We start from the raw sequence: 16,232 nt of genomic DNA on the forward strand, positions 1-16,232 counted from the left end.
ACAAATATGCCATTCGCTTTGGAAGAGGATAAAGAGCGAGAAGTATCGCTACTATACATTGGTATGACAAGAGCAAAAGAATACCTATACCTTTCCTATTCAGGCGAATCGGAGTTCACGAAATATTTTGAGAAGATTCGCCAGGAACGTCAAAAAACGAATGCACAGCGGCAAGAACATGGATAAATCAAAAATACATAAAAGTAGAGTGGGTGTTTTGTTCCACTCTACTTTCTATTTTTCTCCTAACCCTTACACGTTGCGACGAGTTTTTCGGTAATCATATTGTTTTCAAGCACTGTTTCAAGCAGAAGCACCGTTTCGAGCGTTGCACTGTAGTCGAGCGTTTCGAATTCGGTATGTTCATGCTCATAGCCGACGGATAAGTTGACAGATGGAATGCCGAATTCGGCGAAGACTTTGGCGTCGCTTAGTCCGCCATGGGTCATTTTCCAGTCGGGCATGCCGGCGAGCGCTCCGGCTGTTTCGAAAATGCGGCCGTATTCGTCAGGGCAAAACGGCACGATGCCAGCATAAGAAGTGACGATGTCGCGCGTTCCGCGGCGGTCCACGACAATCGCGGCGTCGATGTCTTGCAAAAACGCCGGGTCGATATGGCGCGAGCCGAGGCAGCCGATTTCTTCTTGGACGGTAAAGGCGATTTTCAATGTTCCTTGGAAGCGGGAGTGGCGGATGAAATCAATGATTTCCAAAATAACAGCGATTCCCGCACGGTCGTCGGCGCCTAAGATGCCGCTGGAACTTTTTAAAGTGGTTCCGTTTTCGATCACCGTTCGGTAAGGATGAAAGGATTTTACGGTATCCATATGGGCGGAAAGGGCGATAACTGGCCCTTCTCCGCAATGGATCGCCGCAAGCAAATTGCCGTATTCATCCGTTTTGAGCCAATCGGCCCGTGATCGCAAATAGCGGTGCAGCCATTGGCGAATGACGTGTTCTCTCCCGCTTTCGCCTTGGATGCGGAGAAGTGGCATAAGCCGTTGTTTTAATTTTTCTAATCTGTATACTTTAAGCGATTCCGGGTTTCTCCACACATTGTAAAGCCGTTCAGCGATAGTGAGAAGATCGGCGATTTGCCCTTTCTTGTAGAAAAATGTTGCCCTTCTTTTTTCAAGCTTAACGTGTACGCTTTTCGGTGTGCAGGCGCGAATAATCGAAGCTTGTGTCGCGGACAAGTCGTTTAAAAAATCAATTCTAGCTGGCCGGCGCCCTTCTCCGTCGCAGCTGTTAACAGTGTAAATATGCATCATATTCAGCCAGCGGACGATGCCGCGGACGTACGGGTCGATTTGTATGAGTGGAAGATCGTCTTTCCGCGGATCGACCAGCGTTTCTTTTCCCGGAATGTCACGATGGTGAAAAACCATCCGCTCAGCAGTTTGTTGGAGCGCCTCGATCCAGTCCGTTTCGGAAATGCCGTCAAGGTGCTGGCGCCGCTGGATGAGTGTTGCGAATGTTTGCATAAGCCACTGTGACGTAATTCCTGTTTCCGCATCTTTCGGATGCAATCCGTGCCGGATCATGAGTTTTGTTAATTTTTCCATACTATCCATCTCCTTTTCAAATTCGTTACAATACAACTGTACAAGTCAGTGTGTGACACCTTGTCACAAAGGAGAGAGCAGGGAGATGGAAGAATACAGGTTTTTTCCGCATCAAGAAGAACGCCGCTTGCTTGCAAAGTGGAAAGAAGAAAAAGACCGAAAGCGGCGGGAAGAAATCGAAAATGAATTAATTCATCTGTATGTTCGTTTTGGCGAGCATTTCAAAATGTCGAACGCTCCTGATCCGCAGCTGGCGAAAAAGTATTTGCAAAAAGCGTTAAAGCGCAAGCCAAGCCATCCGGTTGCGAATTATCGGTTGGCGCATATTTACTATAACGAAGGAAGATACGCCGAAGCGGCATACCATTTTCATCAGGCGCTTTCAGGAGAGAGGGGCGAATCTCTTAATGACACGCAGGCGATGCTAAGCCATATGTTTCTTGTCAATTGCGGCATTTTTCTTGCGTCGAATGCGCTAAAGCAAATGGAAAAGATGGAAGCAAGGCCGTATGATGAAGAAACGGTCGAGCGTTACCGCCAAGCGATTTTTCTCTATCGCATTGAAGATTTTCACCGTGCGCTTTATCGCATCATTACGCCAAACAGCGATGAAATTGTTACAGAGGAAATATACTTTTCTGAGCAGGAGCAGCTTTTGCCGCATGAGGTGATGCTTTGCATCAGCGAACAAGACGGCTTTGTCGTTCGTTTCGCAGGCGAGTGTGTGAAGTTGGAATACCAGCCGTTTTATGTGTTTGCAGCAATTTTGCATAGCGAGCGGCCGCTGACGGGGGAAGATGTCCGCGAAACGTTGTTTCAATCGTTTTTCGGCAGAAACGTTACTGATGCCGCCATTCGGAAAATGTTTGAGCGGCTGCGTGTGCGCATTCCGTTTTGGGATGATGTTATTGAGACGACAAGAATAGGGAATAAAGCGGCGCGGAGCCGCAAACAAGGCGTTTCGTACCGGATTTTTTGCCGCGCGAGCGATATGTTTCCTTGGGAATAGGGGATGGAAATGAACATACGAAAAAGATGGAAAAATAGAGGAATCATGATCGAAGAATGGCCGGGAAAAGGAGAAGAATTCCACAAACGTTAGGAACAAGTGTTTGCGGATGCCATCAGTCCGCAGGAGAAACAGTCAATTTATTTCGACCAGTTTTTGTGGCATATATTCAGTTACGAGAAGCTGCCTTGTCTGGAAGGGAAAGAAGCGATGCGGGCGTTTCGTGAGATGAACCGAGTCATTTGTTATTTGTTTTATCAAGAAAGGGAAGAGACATATATGCTTATCAATGCCGAAAATTTGCGGGCGGAAGGTTTGCGGAACGAGCACGATGTATGTGTCGTCGACCCGCACTTTATGTGGACGTATGTGCAGACGCATGAAGACTATTGCGGGCCGTATTTTTACCGCAAAGAGTGACATTTGCGTGAAAAGAAGCTCCGCTGTGTTCACCGTTTCTTTTGTTATGTATTTAACAATGATATGAATAAATGGTAGAATGAAAAAAAGAACATTTCGTGATGATATGGAGGAAAAAATGTGATCTATCAACTGAAAGTACAGTTAAAAGATATTCGCCCGCCAGTGTGGCGGCGATTATTGGTGCCAAGCGGAATGACATTCGCCGAGCTTCATGATGTGCTGCAAAAAGCGTTTGACTGGGAAGACCGGCATTTACATACGTTTTACATCACGAAAACGCGCGGAATGGCGAAGCAGCGCATCGAAATTGGCAATGATGGAAGTGATGGACGTGATGGTGCGGGCTATAAGGAACATAAAGAGCGGCTTTCCGACTGGCTCGTTGAGGAGGGAGATCGCTGCTTGTATATTTATGACTTCGGCGATTATTGGGAACATGAGCTGGTGCTTGAAAAAATAATGGTGCCGCAGCCGGATGCCTTCTATCCCGTTTGCCTTAAAGCGGTGCGTGTTGCACCGGAAGAAGACAGCATGGGCGTGGGGTGGAATCCAGAGGAGATCGAGACAAAGGAATTGACAGCGATAGTCGATGCAAAATTGGCTTCGCTGCGCAAAGAAACCGGCAAGACAGCATGGGAGAAAGTGCCGGAAGAGAAGGTGAAGGAAGCACGGGCAACGCAAAACAACATATGGAGGGCACTGCTGGAAAAAGCGGTGGCATTTAAACTGTTAGCGCCGTGGCAATGGATGTATGATGATGAAATTTTCCTTGTCATTGATCCGGAAACAAACGAGCGTTTATATTGCTCTGTCATTGGCGCGCTTGGCCAAGAGCATGGAATGGTCGTGTATATTGGTGAACAAGGATATGAAAGCCTGCGGCATTTGTTCGAACGGCCATATCCCGAACAAGATCCTGTGTATACACAGCGGGCGGTGCTTATTTCCTTTGCTGACCGAGATGAACTAAGCAAGGAAGACTATGAGCTCCTTCGTTCGCAAGGCATGGCTTTCCGCGGCAAAAAGCAGTGGCCGCAGTTTCGCAGCTTTGTTCCTGGGTACTATCCGTGGATGATTTCCGAAGAAGAGGCGAAGCTGGTGACAGTGGCGCTTGATCAGGCTCTTGAAGTCGCGCGGTGCGTCGCGAAAGGGGAACTTTCCCTTCCGGTGTTTCTAGAAGATGGAAAAATGTTTGCCCGCATTGGCGAAAAAAAGGATGGAAACATCGTTTGGCGCGATGACACCGTTTTGCTTGCTGAACTGGAAGGCGAGAAAAAAACACCGACATATGAACTGCTTGTCGAGCCGAAGTTGATGAAAATGGTGAAAAAGATCGGACAAGTATACTACGGCAGCATCGAATTTGACGCGGGATATATCAATAAACCGGTGCAAGAAAAGCGCGGGGAGCGCCCGTATTTTCCTATATTTGTTTTGGCGGTGGATGTGAACACCGGGTTCATCATCCATAGCGATATGCTTCCGATCGAGAATGCAGAGATGCGCGTGCAAAAAAGTTTTTTGGATATGTTGCTACGGATCGGGAAAATACCGCGGGAAATTCGCATGAAAAAGGAAACAAAGCAAATGCTCGCCCCGGTGCTGCGCAGATTGCCGATTCGGACGATAGAAGTGTCGCGGATTTTTGCCGCCGAGCATATCCGCAGAACTTTTGAAATGTTTTAGGATGAGGCGCAAAGAGAATCGCGGTTTGGCCGGCAAATATAAAGAAGTTCGTATCAATATATGTGTACCGGCTGCTGATACATTTGAAAGATAGTATAATATCCGTGTGTTCCAGCAAACTAAAAATCCAGATGACACCACCAAAGAAGTGTACTGTGATTCGATTGTCAACAAGTATGAATTCTGGAGGATTAAATGGTGGAAATGGTTATCGAAATTTTTTAAGTCTTGGAGATTCGACTTAAACAATCCGCTCGCTTGTTACAGACAAACATTCAAAGAAGGATGGATGGAAAACATGATACGTGAAACAACATTGTAAGTTTGCGTAATGCAACTGTTCATGTCTATATGAAAAACAAGACCACAATACGTGGAGAAATCGAAAAGTTGCTTGAAAATATAAATTGGCCATGATGGAGTAGTGATTTAACAAACGCGCATAAAGAGAAAGAGGGATGCAATAGTGTTAATCGCATTAGATATGGACGGGACGCTTCTCAATTCGAATGGACGGGTAAGTGAAAGAAATAAAGCAGCCATTGCAAAAGCGCGAAAGCGTGGCCATATCGTGGCGATCTTCACAGGAAGGGCATATAAAGATGCGCGCGCGCCGCTTCAAGAAGCAGATATCGTTTGCCCGATTATGAGTTTAAACGGCGCGGTGATGACATTAGAAGATGGAACGGTGCTTGGCGATGTGCCGCTTGACAAGGAAACGTTAATTTCGGCGCTGGAGTGGGTGCGCGCACAGCCCGATTTATATTGCGAAATTTATACGAGCGATGCCGTCTACGTCGGTCTCCATAACCGCGCCCATCTCGAAGCGTTGGCAGAAAAGGCAAGCGGTATCGCGCCTGAATTAAAGCGCATCGTCGAAAAGCAATTCCAGCAAGCGCGCGTGACGTATGTCGATGATATCCGCCTCGTCTGGGAAAAACGGGGCATTGCTTTTTATAAAGTGCTCGTTTTCTCTCTTAATCAGGCGCGCTTACGGGAAGCGGCGGAACAATTTGCCGGTATTTCCGGCATCGCTGTAACGTCGTCGCATCCGAACAACATTGAGATCAACCATGAACGGGCGACGAAAGGACAGGCGCTCATGAAACTGGCCGACCATTACGGCATCGCCATGAAAGATACGGTTGTTTTTGGCGACAGCCATAACGATTTATCGATGTTCGCCGTCGCCGGTTATCGCGTGGCGATGGGGAATGCCGCTCCCGAATTAAAAGAAGTCAGTGACATGGTCACCGTCTCACATGAAGAGGACGGCGTGGCGGTCGCATTGGAAGAACTGATCGGCAAGCAGAACCAGTAACGGCGGAAACCGCGCCCTTCCTCCACTCCACTGTCGATGCTTGGTCTGGGGGAGGTATACATAAGGCTTTTGCTTTCATACACTAAGTAAGATGTTAATATATCAACAGTTTGGACGTTTGACTTTTTTGTTCAAACCGTCTATATATATGCTCATTGAAAGGTTAACCTTCGTATAAGTGGTGCCCACTCCGGTTATACTGCTCCTAAGGAAAAGCATGGAAAAGGAGCGGAATTCTGCATGAAACGTCTCAAAATCACCAACGATCACGGATAGACACCTCGGACACTTCGCAAACAGGAACGGAAAATCAAAAACATCCTTCTTCGCCAACGGGTGATGGCGGTTCCCTGGTCATGGAAGGCTATTTGGGCAAAGAGGTGGCCTCCATGGTCAACGTGGGTCAACGTGTGCCGACAAACCGTTTCCCATTATGTGTCGCTGTTCAACGAAGGCGGTCTGGAGTTCTTGCTTCCATCGGGATTTCGCCCCCCGGGCGGGAGCCGTTTCTCACCGAAGAACAGCAGGAAGAGATCAAACAGCTTGTGTTGACCACCACTCCCGTGGAACTGGGCTGGGACGTCGCTTCGGCGTGGAACACCAAACTCCTGCAATCCGATGTCGAAAAGCACTTCGGTGTTTGCATTTCCCGCGAAGCGTTGCGAAAACTCCTGCACCGCAAAGGGCTGTCGTGGACACGGCCGGCCTACACATTGGCGAAAGGCGATCCGGATCGACAAAAGAATTTTGAGAAACAGATCGACTTCCTAAAAAAACTTAATGGATCCTGATTCGGTCTTGTTGTACCTTGATGAAACACATATCCGCTCTTACCATGTTTTGCGGTCCACATGGTCGTCGGCCGCCAAAAACAAGTGCCGACGTTCGGCCATCATGCCCACGTATCGCTGTTTGGCGCGGTCAACATCCACGATGGCGAAACGGTGCTTCATCAAACGACCGCTGCCAATGCCGCGACGTTCTTGGATTTCTTGAGAATGCTCAAAGAGCGCTATCCGGACCGTCTCATGGTCTTGGTGTCGGATAACGTCCGCATTCACCATGCCAAAATGGTCAAGGAGTTTTTGCGGGAAGAAGGGCAGTGTTTTCACTTTATTTACCTTCCTCCCTATTCGCCACAGCTGAACCCGATCGAACGCTTATGGAAATGGCTGAAAGATACGGTGATTGCCAATGTATTTCACAAGGACCGCAACGATATCATTCAAGCCATTACTCGGTTTGTCAACTACATCCACGAACGTCCGGAGGAAGTGCTGCAGCGCTTAGGGTGTGCAGGATGACTGAGAAGTTAACTCTTCATGTTGCATGTATATAGAAGACATTCTTGGTTCTGCCCCGGTACCACCTGTGCGTAACTGGCATTGCTGTATGGAAAAGAGAGTGTGAGAAAAAATCCTTCCTGTTCGACTCCTTTCTCGTCTTGGTACGTAAAACTTCCAAAATCGGCCTGTGCCTCTCCCGGTGAGTGCTCTAACGGAAGATAACCTTCACCATCTTGATACATTTCTTGTTTTTTCTTCGCTACGTAATACTGCATCGTCCTCAAGGAGACGGAAAATTCCTCCCCGTACATTTCAAGCAGCCGACGATATACCCTAGTTCCTGTATGCCTTTGTTTTCGAGGCACCTTTCGGTCTTCCTCTAACCACTCATCAATCTGTGCTTTATATGGATCTAACTTTGACTGTTTTGGCTTCCTTGGAGTTGGAAGTGGATTTCCATCTTCTTTATTGGCATATTTTTTGATTGTTTGAAAGCTATGTCCCGTCTCTTTGGCAATGGCTCGCAGGGACATCCCTTTATATTCATACAAATATTTGATATGATGTTGTGGAATCATTGTAAGCATCCTTTTCTTCCCCTTCTAACTGTACTTTTTGTCCAATTAGAAGGTTAGTGGTGGGAGAGGGGTGCTGACAATGATTTTTTTATTTTGCAAACTGCTAAACTTTTATCTTGCACAATGCGCTACTTTTATTTTGCATTAAACAGGGTGGAGAGCAAAGCTTACTCATGGATGTTTTGTATGAACATGGTAATATTCCGTTGTTTACAACTTAGGATCAAAGTTTTCCGTTGCATTTAGGAAGGAATTTAGATTAAATTGATAGCGCTTTAATAGTAATATAATAATTGAGCAGTTGATAAAAAGAAGAATGAAACGGTTAACAAGTGCTCAATGCAATAGGAACATCAAATTAATCGGATCTCATCATAGCTAACATCAATCGGTTGCTCCTAAAAAATAATATTTAGAATTCAACACATTACTATTTCATTAATTGAGGGATGATTATGGTGAACTTAGAAGAAATTAGTTTCCATATTATTTTACATGGAGGAAATGCTCGAAGTTTAGCTATGGAAGCAATTAAACATGCTAAAATTGGTGAGTTTGACTTAGCTGAACAAAAAATTGAAGAAGCGAATGAAGAAATGAGAAAAGCTCATCGTTTTCAAACAGATCTTATTCAAGAGGAAGCTCGTGGGGAAAAAATAGAGATTCGTATATTACTCATCCATGCACAGGACCATTTAATGAATGCAATGACAGTTATTGATTTAGCTCAAGAAATAATTGAACTTTATAAAAAATTAATTAACTAAATTTACAAGTATAACGAAATGGAGGGATTTATTATGAAAAAAGTTTTAATTATTTGTGCAGCTGGTATGTCATCTTCTTTAATGGCAAAAAAGACAACGGAATTTTTTAAAGCAAAAGGTCAAGATATTGAAGTAGATGCCGTTTCTGCTAATGAAGGTAGCAAGATGATTGAAAAGGGTGACTTTGATTTATTTTTGGTAAGTCCTCAAACAAAAATGTATTATCAAAAACTTAAGGAAGCTGGTGATCGTGTAGGAAAACCGGTTGTGAACGTCCCGCCGCAAGCATATGTTCCTATTCCTATGGGTGTTGAAAAACTGGGTAACTTAATCTTACAAGAACTTCCAAATAAATGATTGCTAACGGTTATGTGCCAATAAGAAATGAAGTGGGATAAGCTTAAATGATCAGTTGCGATTAAATAAATGGTTCTTCGTTATTTACATTAAATGACAAAATTTATTAATAGAATCGAAGAGGGGGATCATTTAAAAAGATTAAGGTTTCAATAATTTTTTAAAAGAAGTTATCCCTCTCTACTAAACTGCAATATTTTGAAAGCGGTATCTTTGATGAGTAGTAGAATGGAACCATATATTTAAAATGATTGAATTTATTCCCTTTTAATGTTTCGATTACCAGTATCGAAATTATTGCGAGTAGCGAAGAACAAGATAAATGAGGGATTTGTATGAATTACAGTGAAAGAGCACTGTTAGAAAAAAACAGAAAAGAACAAAGTATTAAATCTATGTACTATAATCGGTATTTACTTGTAAGATATGTTACTGCAATATTCTTTTTTACAAATATATACTGGCTAATTTCGTTGTTAATGAGTGATTCATCACTATATATTGTTCCATTGGTACTAATTATCATACTACTAACGAGTATTGCAGAGCAAGTAAAGATCTATAGCAGCCCTACCAATAATGCTATATGCACAAAATATTGTTTTATAACTTTGTTCTTTACGAATGCTGTTCTTATATTACTAACTGGTTTTTCTTCGTCCTTTACACAATTATATCCTTTTTTAGTAAATCAAACTAAGTCAAAAGTATTTGTTTTAATTATTTTGGTTGCCGGGATGGTATTAAGCGCTTTAATTCTTTATCGTTTAAACAAAATTAAACATAACGAAGATAAGCATTATCAACGCATCAAGGAATATGAAAAAGTTATAAATTAATAGAAAAAGGAGGAATTCTTATGTCATCAGAAAGCAAGGCATTTGCCTTACTTGAAAAGTATATAATGGAACCCATGGGGAAAATTGCATCTTTTCGATTTGTGCGTGCAGTAATGGCTGCAGGAATGGCTTCTATTCCGTTTACGATCGTAGGGTCGATGTTTTTGGTGTTGAACGTATTGCCGCAAACCATGACATTTTTAGAAGGCTTTTTCAATGATACTTTCTTTAGAATTAGTGATTTATATATGTTAGCGTTTAAAGCAACGATGGGAATTTTAGCGTTATATTTTAACCTTGTCATTGGTTATGAGTATACAAAATTATTTGCTGAAGAAGAAGGTTTAAATCTGAACCCTTTAAATGGCGCTTTACTGTCAATGTTCGCTTTCTTTATGACTATTCCTCAATTAGTTTTGAAAGATGGAAAAATGTTGTTAGTACAACAAATTGATGATACCACTAAAATTATTAGCGGTTGGGAAATGGTTGATAGCGGTGTAAGTCGTTTAGGTACTACAGGAATATTTGCGGCAATTATTATAACTGTTGTGGCTGTACAATTATATAGACTTTGTGTGAAACGAAATTGGGTTATAAAAATGCCGGAAGCAGTACCGGAAGGCGTATCTAGATCATTCACAGCATTAATACCAGCATTTTTAGTTGCCTTTGTTGTTCTACTAATTAATGGAATTTTAGTAGCTTTAGGTACTGATATATTTAAAGTAGTAGCAATTCCTTTTAGCTTTGTTGTTAATATAGCAAATAGTTGGTTAGGCCTCATGGTGATTTACTTCTTAATCCACGCACTTTGGATCGTAGGTATCCACGGGGCAAATATTATCAGCGCATTCCTAACGCCAATTGTTCTAGCAAATATGGAAGCCAACATGAATGGAGCGAATATTCCATTCGCAGGTGAGTTCCAAAATTCATTTGTAATTATGGGTGGTTCCGGATCGACTTTAGGGTTAACTATCTTTATTGCACTTTTTGCTAAATCACAACAATTGAAAATTTTGGGAAGAGCATCTGTTGTTCCTGGTATCTTTAATATTAATGAACCAATATTATTTGGATTACCGATTGTTTACAATCCATACTTAGCTATCCCATTCTTTTTAGCACCTATGGCTACAGCAACTATTGGTTATTGGGCAATTAAACTACATTTTGTTAATCCTATTATTGCACAAGTACCTTGGCCATCTCCAATAGGTATAGGCGCTTTTATTGGCACAGGTGGAGACATCAGGGCAGCAGTTGTATCATTGATTTGCGGTGTTGTAGCATTTCTCATATATTTTCCGTTCATTAAAATATACGATAATAAGTTAGTTAAGCAAGAAAAAGGTGGAGAGCCTGTCCTCTGATCCAGAACATAGAATTAAGATGTGTAGATGCTTTATGAGTAATGAGGTAAAAAGTAAATTTCAATGGTGTAGAAGCAAGCACTGAATACTAAAGTATTTTGTCAAAAACTTAAGCTGCATAGCAAGTGCTTGTAATGTCAATAAAGTGAAAGGAGGCGGTTCTTCAAAGGAGTAACTGTCTTCTTATTCAACCTTTTTAGGTTGGTGGAGTTAATTGCCAGTAATGGACAAGAGTTATTTACAAGGATTTTAAAATGGAGGTTGACTTATTATGAGAAAAAGTGTTTTACCGGAAAACTTTTTATGGGGTGGAGCAGTAGCAGCTCACCAGCTTGAAGGTGGCTGGAATAAAGGTGGAAAAGGGATAAGTGTTGCAGATGTGATGACTGCAGGAAGACACGGTGTTCCTCGTCAAATTACAGATGGTGTGTTAGAAGGGTACTATTATCCGAACCATGAAGCGATTGACTTCTATTCTCGTTATAAAGAAGATATCAAACTATTTGCTGAAATGGGATTTAAATGTTTCCGTACTTCTATCGCTTGGACAAGAATTTTTCCAAATGGAGATGATCCTGAACCAAATGAAGAAGGGTTACAATTTTACGATGATTTATTTGATGAATTATTAAAATATAATATCGAACCCGTTATTACCCTTTCTCATTTTGAATTACCTTATAATCTTGTGAAAAAATACGGTGGCTTTAGAAACCGGAAGTGTATTGATTTCTTTGTGAAATTTTCTGAGACAGTTATGAAACGTTATAAAGATAAAGTAAAATACTGGATGACATTTAATGAAATCAATAACCAAGCAGATACAAGTACAGATTTCGCTAGCTTTACAAATTCAGGAATTATATATGAGAAAGGCGAAAATCGGGAACAAACAATGTATCAAGCAGCTCTTTATGAATTAATTGCTAGTGCAAAAGTTGTAAAATTAGGCCACGAAATTAACCCTAATTTTAAAATCGGTTGTATGCTTTCTTTTGTACCGGTATATCCATACTCTTGTCATCCAGATGATGTGATGTTTGCCACTGAAGCGATGCGTAATCGCTGGTTCTTTGGTGATGTACATGTTCGAGGTGAAATTCCTAATTATACGAAGAAATATTGGGAAAGAAATGGTTTTGAAATTGAATATACGAAGGAAGATGAACAAATTCTTAAAGAAGGTACAGTAGATTATATTGGATTTAGCTATTATATGTCTAAGGTAGTCAGTGCTCGTGAAGTAGAAGGCAGTGAACCTGATGGAGAATTTGGTCATATCGTTCGTAATCCTTATGTCAAGGCAAGTGAATGGGGTTGGCAAATTGACCCAGTAGGCCTCCGTTATTCATTAAACGCTTTATATGAACGATATAATATTCCTTTATTTATTGTGGAAAATGGTCTCGGTGCTAGGGATGTCGTTGAAGCAGACGGTACGATAAATGATGATTACCGTATTCAATATTTGCGTGATCATATTAAAGAAATGAAAAAAGCAGTGGAATTAGATGGTGTTGATTTAATAGGATATACACCATGGGGCTGTATTGATTTAGTTAGTGCTGGAACTGGAGAAATGGAAAAACGTTATGGCTTTATTTATGTAGATAAAGATAATGAAGGAAATGGTACGTTAGAAAGGAGAAAGAAAAAATCTTTTTATTGGTATAAGCGTGTTATTGAAACAAATGGAGAAGAACTTTAAAGAATAGACTTCCATGACGTGGTGAACCGCCATCACGCGTTGGCGGAGATGGACGTTTTTGATTTTCCGTTCCTGCTTCCGGAGTTTTCGGGGTGTCCATCCGTAATTATTGGTGATTTTCAGCCGTTTCATGTGTGATTTCGCCCCTTTTCCATGTTTTTTCTAGGAACAGTATAACCGGAGTGGGTATGACTTATGTGAATGTTAACTTCTCAATGAGCATGCATATAGATGAAAAATCTTCATTTGTCTAACTCGCAAAATTATGATAAGAATTCACACGAAATAATTATTTAGAACTCGCATTTCGCATACTAGATAAAAATTCAAAAACAATTCCGATATCGAAATAAAAAATCATTTATTTTACGAAATATGAGTTAGGAAAATGGAGTTGATATAAAACTCCATTTTTTCTTATCACTAAGATGCATAACCTGACTATCATCAAAAACAATTGGTTATAAATATAAAAGGTCGATATATCGGTGAATGAATATATGCATGAAAAATTCTTCTTAGTCCTCTTAGTATTGAAATGCGATAAAAGAGGAGCTGATCGACATGACTAAACTATCAACACGGCAAAAAGATATTTTGTTACTTTTATCCAAGTCAAAAAAACCAGTTACCTCAGAATGGATAGCAAAAGAATTAGGCGTCAGTGATCGAACAATCCGAAATGAAATTAAACAAATGCAGCAGAATATTGAATCGAAAGGTATTTTAATTGAATCGATTAGAGGAAAAGGATACGTACTAAAAATAGTAAATGCTGAACTATTTTCAAAAACTCTATATCAGATTTCTACTGAAGAGAATAATATAGCAGCAGAGTTTGCTGATCAAGATACAAGAGTTCTATATATTTTAAGGCGTCTATTGCTAGAGAAGGATTTCATTAAACTGGAAAGCTTTACAGATGAGATGTTTATTTCCATGTCAACTTTGCACAATGATTTAAAGAGGGTTAAGGAAATTCTCAATAAATATAATTTGAAATTAATAAATCGCCCTCACTACGGATCAAGAGTTGAAGGGGACGAATATATGAAACGTTTATGTTTATCGAATTCGTTATTAAGTCGGAATAAAGAGGCACTTTTAAAGGGAGACTCTTTACACTTCATTGATCAAGAATTATTTAAAAGGATTAAAGAAGTAATTATCCAAACGGTTAATAAATACAAAATTGAGATTTCTGACATTTCTTTAGAAAATTTAGCGACACATATAGTTATTGCTTGTAAAAGAATTGAAGAAGGTTTTGTCATTAAAAAGTTGTCTGATGTTTTAGTCGATGAATACCCATTTGAAAAAATTGTAGCTAATGAAATTATTAAAAAGGTTGAAGAAATGACACATTTAACTTTTCCTGATGCAGAAATTGATTACATTATCGTTCATTTACTAGGGACAAAACTTTTACATCAAAAAGGGCTAATGGAGTTTATTGAGTTTGATGAAGTTGGGTCGATTATAAACTGTATGTTAAAAAGATTAAAGTCTGAATTAAATTGGGACTTTAGTCAAGACCGTGAGTTTATTCAAGCTCTAACTTTGCATATCCGTCCTGCAATGAATCGATTGCGTTATAAAATGAATATTCGTAATCCATTATTAAATGATATAAAGAAAAAATACCCAGCCGCGTTTGAAGGAGCTATTATTGCTAGCAAATGCATAGAAGAATATTTACAAATTGAAGTTGTTGAACATGAAATTGGTTATATTGCTCTTCATATTGGTGTTGCCCTTGAACGAATGAAGTTAAATAAGAAGAAAAAGAAAGTACTTATCGTTTGTGCTTCTGGAGTAGGTAGTGCTAAATTACTTTACTACCGATTAAAAAATTTGTTTGATCAAGAAATTGAAATTATGGACACGATTAATTATTACAATTTATCATCATATGATTTATCTTCTATTGATTTGGTTATTAGCACAGTTCCTATAAAAGAAAATTTAGGGGTACCAGTCCAAGTTGTTAATATTTTTTTGGAAGACAAGGACATTAATGCTATTAAAAATTTTTTATCTATGAATCAAATTGAAGAAGTGACTTATTTACATCCTTCAAGAATTTTCCTCCAGCAGGATTTACAAGATAAGGAAAGTGTTATTAGATTTTTATGTGATGAATTATATAAACAAAAGCTTGTACCAAAAGATTATGTAAATCTTGTTTTAGAAAGGGAGTCTATGGCCCCAACCTGTTTTGGAAATCTGGTAGCAGTTCCTCACCCAATAACCCCAGTAACAGATGAGACATTTTGGACAATATGTACATTAAAACATCCTATTCGGTGGCATGAACAGCAAATGGTTCAATTTATTTGTTTGTTAAATATTAAAAAAGGTTCTCAAACTGATTTAGATCGTATGTATCAAAAGCTAATTTCTATCATTGAAAATAAATCTATTGTCCAAAAGGTTATTAAAAGTAAAACAGTTGATGAGTTAATAGAGTTATTAATGTAAACTAGCACATTATTCAGAATTTCTTTTTCAAATTATTTCAGACAGATTCGGAAATAATGTGCAAAATTTTTGCGGATTATTTCGGATTTTGCAGATTATTTCCGAACATTTGTACATTCTTTCGGATGAATACTTCCAGCGCGTCCGATGAACTGATCGAAAAGGGAAAACACGGAAGGGGCCGATTCGGCTCCTGTTTTTTGCAAGCAAAAAGTGGTTTATTCGGTGAAATAGCGAATGATAATTAAGATAATGGGATAATTGTTCGCTTCTTCATGATCATCCAAAGGTAAACGCCAGAAACGCTATGAGTGGTTTAGCCGATTCCTCACATTTTTTGAACTGTCACCAAAAAAGCGTAAGAACCACTTTCATTTTGCATTAAACAACAGGTTCTGTTATCGAGGAAGGATACACTAAAACACATAAGAATTCGGGGTACAAATCGTATACCGATTAGTACCCGTTCTTTTCATTCATATTTAATTTATTCAGAGGATATATGAATTTTTTTGACGACTACACTCCTCATCAAGTACCTACCCAAGATATCTCCGACCCGGTACTCCAAAGCCATACAACCAAGACAAATCCGAGATACATCCAAGCCGGTATTTCCAAGTTTTACATATTCCATTTGATTTCCTCCCATAATTTGATAGGATGATAGTTTACATATGTATTATAATTTGGAAATAAAAACGATTACAATGTCAAATAAAGCCGATATGTCCATTATTGAACAAAAGCATTATAATTGTTTAAAAATTTTTTAAACTCTTTTTTCGTTCTTGAACAAAATAATACCGAACAAACCGAGCAGTGAGAATAGATGA

The 16,232-nt window shown here is 40.0% G+C and carries 15 protein-coding genes; 13 read left to right on the plus strand and 2 right to left on the minus strand.

What is annotated here, in order from left to right; translation table 11 throughout:
- Window positions 1-186: hypothetical protein (locus GCA01S_RS20725; RefSeq protein WP_042411939.1), on the plus strand; the 186-nt coding region annotated here is incomplete at its 5' end.
- 59 nt (window positions 187-245) lie between these two features.
- Here the strand turns inward: GCA01S_RS20725 and GCA01S_RS17435 are convergent.
- Complete coding sequence (locus GCA01S_RS17435; RefSeq protein WP_042411942.1) at window positions 246-1,565, minus strand: M20/M25/M40 family metallo-hydrolase; 1,320 nt, start codon at window positions 1,563-1,565, stop codon at window positions 246-248.
- Window positions 1,566-1,650: 85 nt separating this feature from the next.
- On the opposite strand from GCA01S_RS17435, the gene GCA01S_RS17440 reads away from it, so the two are divergent.
- The 6 genes from GCA01S_RS17440 (at window position 1,651) to GCA01S_RS17465 (ending at window position 7,308) form a co-directional block, all read left to right on the plus strand.
- A complete protein-coding gene (locus GCA01S_RS17440) occupies window positions 1,651-2,574 on the plus strand; it encodes a tetratricopeptide repeat protein (protein WP_013876756.1) in 924 nt (307 codons plus the stop codon).
- Window positions 2,575-2,673: 99 nt separating this feature from the next.
- Window positions 2,674-2,994, plus strand: coding sequence for a DUF4275 family protein (locus tag GCA01S_RS17445; RefSeq protein ID WP_255212301.1), 321 nt, complete (start codon window positions 2,674-2,676; stop codon window positions 2,992-2,994).
- 120 nt (window positions 2,995-3,114) lie between these two features.
- Window positions 3,115-4,683, plus strand: a complete 1,569-nt coding sequence (locus GCA01S_RS17450; RefSeq protein WP_042411944.1) for a plasmid pRiA4b ORF-3 family protein — start codon at window positions 3,115-3,117, stop codon at window positions 4,681-4,683.
- Window positions 4,684-5,149: 466 nt separating this feature from the next.
- Window positions 5,150-6,004 carry a Cof-type HAD-IIB family hydrolase gene (locus GCA01S_RS17455; RefSeq protein ID WP_042411946.1) on the plus strand — a complete coding sequence of 285 codons (855 nt, stop codon included), beginning with the start codon at window positions 5,150-5,152 and terminating at the stop codon, window positions 6,002-6,004.
- A 356-nt stretch (window positions 6,005-6,360) separates the two neighbouring features.
- Window positions 6,361-6,795 carry a winged helix-turn-helix domain-containing protein gene (locus tag GCA01S_RS17460; RefSeq protein WP_458295064.1) on the plus strand — a complete coding sequence of 145 codons (435 nt, stop codon included), beginning with the start codon at window positions 6,361-6,363 and terminating at the stop codon, window positions 6,793-6,795.
- Between the two features lie 60 nt (window positions 6,796-6,855).
- The gene (locus GCA01S_RS17465) at window positions 6,856-7,308 is read left to right on the plus strand and encodes an IS630 family transposase (protein WP_255212302.1); all 453 of its coding nucleotides are present in this window, start codon (window positions 6,856-6,858) and stop codon (window positions 7,306-7,308) included.
- 8 nt (window positions 7,309-7,316) lie between these two features.
- Here GCA01S_RS17465 and GCA01S_RS17470 read toward each other — a convergent pair whose 3' ends face one another.
- On the minus strand, window positions 7,317-7,877 hold the full coding sequence (locus GCA01S_RS17470; RefSeq protein WP_013400555.1) for an IS21 family transposase: 561 nt from the start codon (window positions 7,875-7,877) through the stop codon (window positions 7,317-7,319).
- A gap of 446 nt (window positions 7,878-8,323) precedes the next feature.
- Here GCA01S_RS17470 and GCA01S_RS17475 point away from each other — a divergent pair, with 446 nt between their 5' ends.
- The 6 genes from GCA01S_RS17475 to GCA01S_RS17500 all read left to right on the plus strand — a co-directional run bounded on the left by GCA01S_RS17475 (window position 8,324) and on the right by GCA01S_RS17500 (window position 15,396).
- Window positions 8,324-8,635: a PTS lactose/cellobiose transporter subunit IIA gene (locus GCA01S_RS17475; protein WP_003249745.1), complete on the plus strand. Its 312-nt coding sequence runs from the start codon at window positions 8,324-8,326 to the stop codon at window positions 8,633-8,635.
- A gap of 33 nt (window positions 8,636-8,668) precedes the next feature.
- The gene (locus GCA01S_RS17480) at window positions 8,669-8,992 is read left to right on the plus strand and encodes a PTS cellobiose transporter subunit IIB (protein WP_003249748.1); all 324 of its coding nucleotides are present in this window, start codon (window positions 8,669-8,671) and stop codon (window positions 8,990-8,992) included.
- Between the two features lie 335 nt (window positions 8,993-9,327).
- Window positions 9,328-9,831 (plus strand): hypothetical protein, encoded by a 504-nt coding sequence (locus GCA01S_RS17485; protein WP_042411948.1) that lies wholly within the window; start codon window positions 9,328-9,330, stop codon window positions 9,829-9,831.
- Window positions 9,832-9,851: 20 nt separating this feature from the next.
- Complete coding sequence (gene celB, locus GCA01S_RS17490; RefSeq protein WP_042411950.1) at window positions 9,852-11,207, plus strand: PTS cellobiose transporter subunit IIC; 1,356 nt, start codon at window positions 9,852-9,854, stop codon at window positions 11,205-11,207.
- A gap of 271 nt (window positions 11,208-11,478) precedes the next feature.
- Window positions 11,479-12,915 (plus strand): 6-phospho-beta-glucosidase, encoded by a 1,437-nt coding sequence (locus tag GCA01S_RS17495; RefSeq protein ID WP_042411952.1) that lies wholly within the window; start codon window positions 11,479-11,481, stop codon window positions 12,913-12,915.
- A 564-nt stretch (window positions 12,916-13,479) separates the two neighbouring features.
- Window positions 13,480-15,396, plus strand: a complete 1,917-nt coding sequence (locus GCA01S_RS17500) for a BglG family transcription antiterminator (RefSeq protein ID WP_042411954.1) — start codon at window positions 13,480-13,482, stop codon at window positions 15,394-15,396.
- Window positions 15,397-16,232: the final 836 nt, after the last annotated feature.

This window comes from Parageobacillus caldoxylosilyticus NBRC 107762 (assembly GCF_000632715.1).
Taxonomy (GTDB): Bacteria; Bacillota; Bacilli; order Bacillales; family Anoxybacillaceae; genus Saccharococcus; species Saccharococcus caldoxylosilyticus.

Bases quoted from the DNA above. Each gene is read 5' to 3' on its own strand.
- GCA01S_RS17470 (WP_013400555.1), bottom strand. From the start codon at position 7,877: ATGCTTACAATGATTCCACAACATCATATCAAATATTTGTATGAATAT.
- GCA01S_RS17435 (WP_042411942.1), bottom strand. From the start codon at position 1,565: ATGGAAAAATTAACAAAACTCATGATCCGGCACGGATTGCATCCGAAA.
- GCA01S_RS17460 (WP_458295064.1), top strand. From the start codon at position 6,361: ATGGAAGGCTATTTGGGCAAAGAGGTGGCCTCCATGGTCAACGTGGGT.
- GCA01S_RS17495 (WP_042411952.1), top strand. From the start codon at position 11,479: ATGAGAAAAAGTGTTTTACCGGAAAACTTTTTATGGGGTGGAGCAGTA.
- GCA01S_RS17485 (WP_042411948.1), top strand. From the start codon at position 9,328: ATGAATTACAGTGAAAGAGCACTGTTAGAAAAAAACAGAAAAGAACAA.
- GCA01S_RS17465 (WP_255212302.1), top strand. From the start codon at position 6,856: ATGGTCGTCGGCCGCCAAAAACAAGTGCCGACGTTCGGCCATCATGCC.
- GCA01S_RS17475 (WP_003249745.1), top strand. From the start codon at position 8,324: ATGGTGAACTTAGAAGAAATTAGTTTCCATATTATTTTACATGGAGGA.
- GCA01S_RS17500 (WP_042411954.1), top strand. From the start codon at position 13,480: ATGACTAAACTATCAACACGGCAAAAAGATATTTTGTTACTTTTATCC.
- GCA01S_RS17480 (WP_003249748.1), top strand. From the start codon at position 8,669: ATGAAAAAAGTTTTAATTATTTGTGCAGCTGGTATGTCATCTTCTTTA.
- celB (WP_042411950.1), top strand. From the start codon at position 9,852: ATGTCATCAGAAAGCAAGGCATTTGCCTTACTTGAAAAGTATATAATG.
- GCA01S_RS17440 (WP_013876756.1), top strand. From the start codon at position 1,651: ATGGAAGAATACAGGTTTTTTCCGCATCAAGAAGAACGCCGCTTGCTT.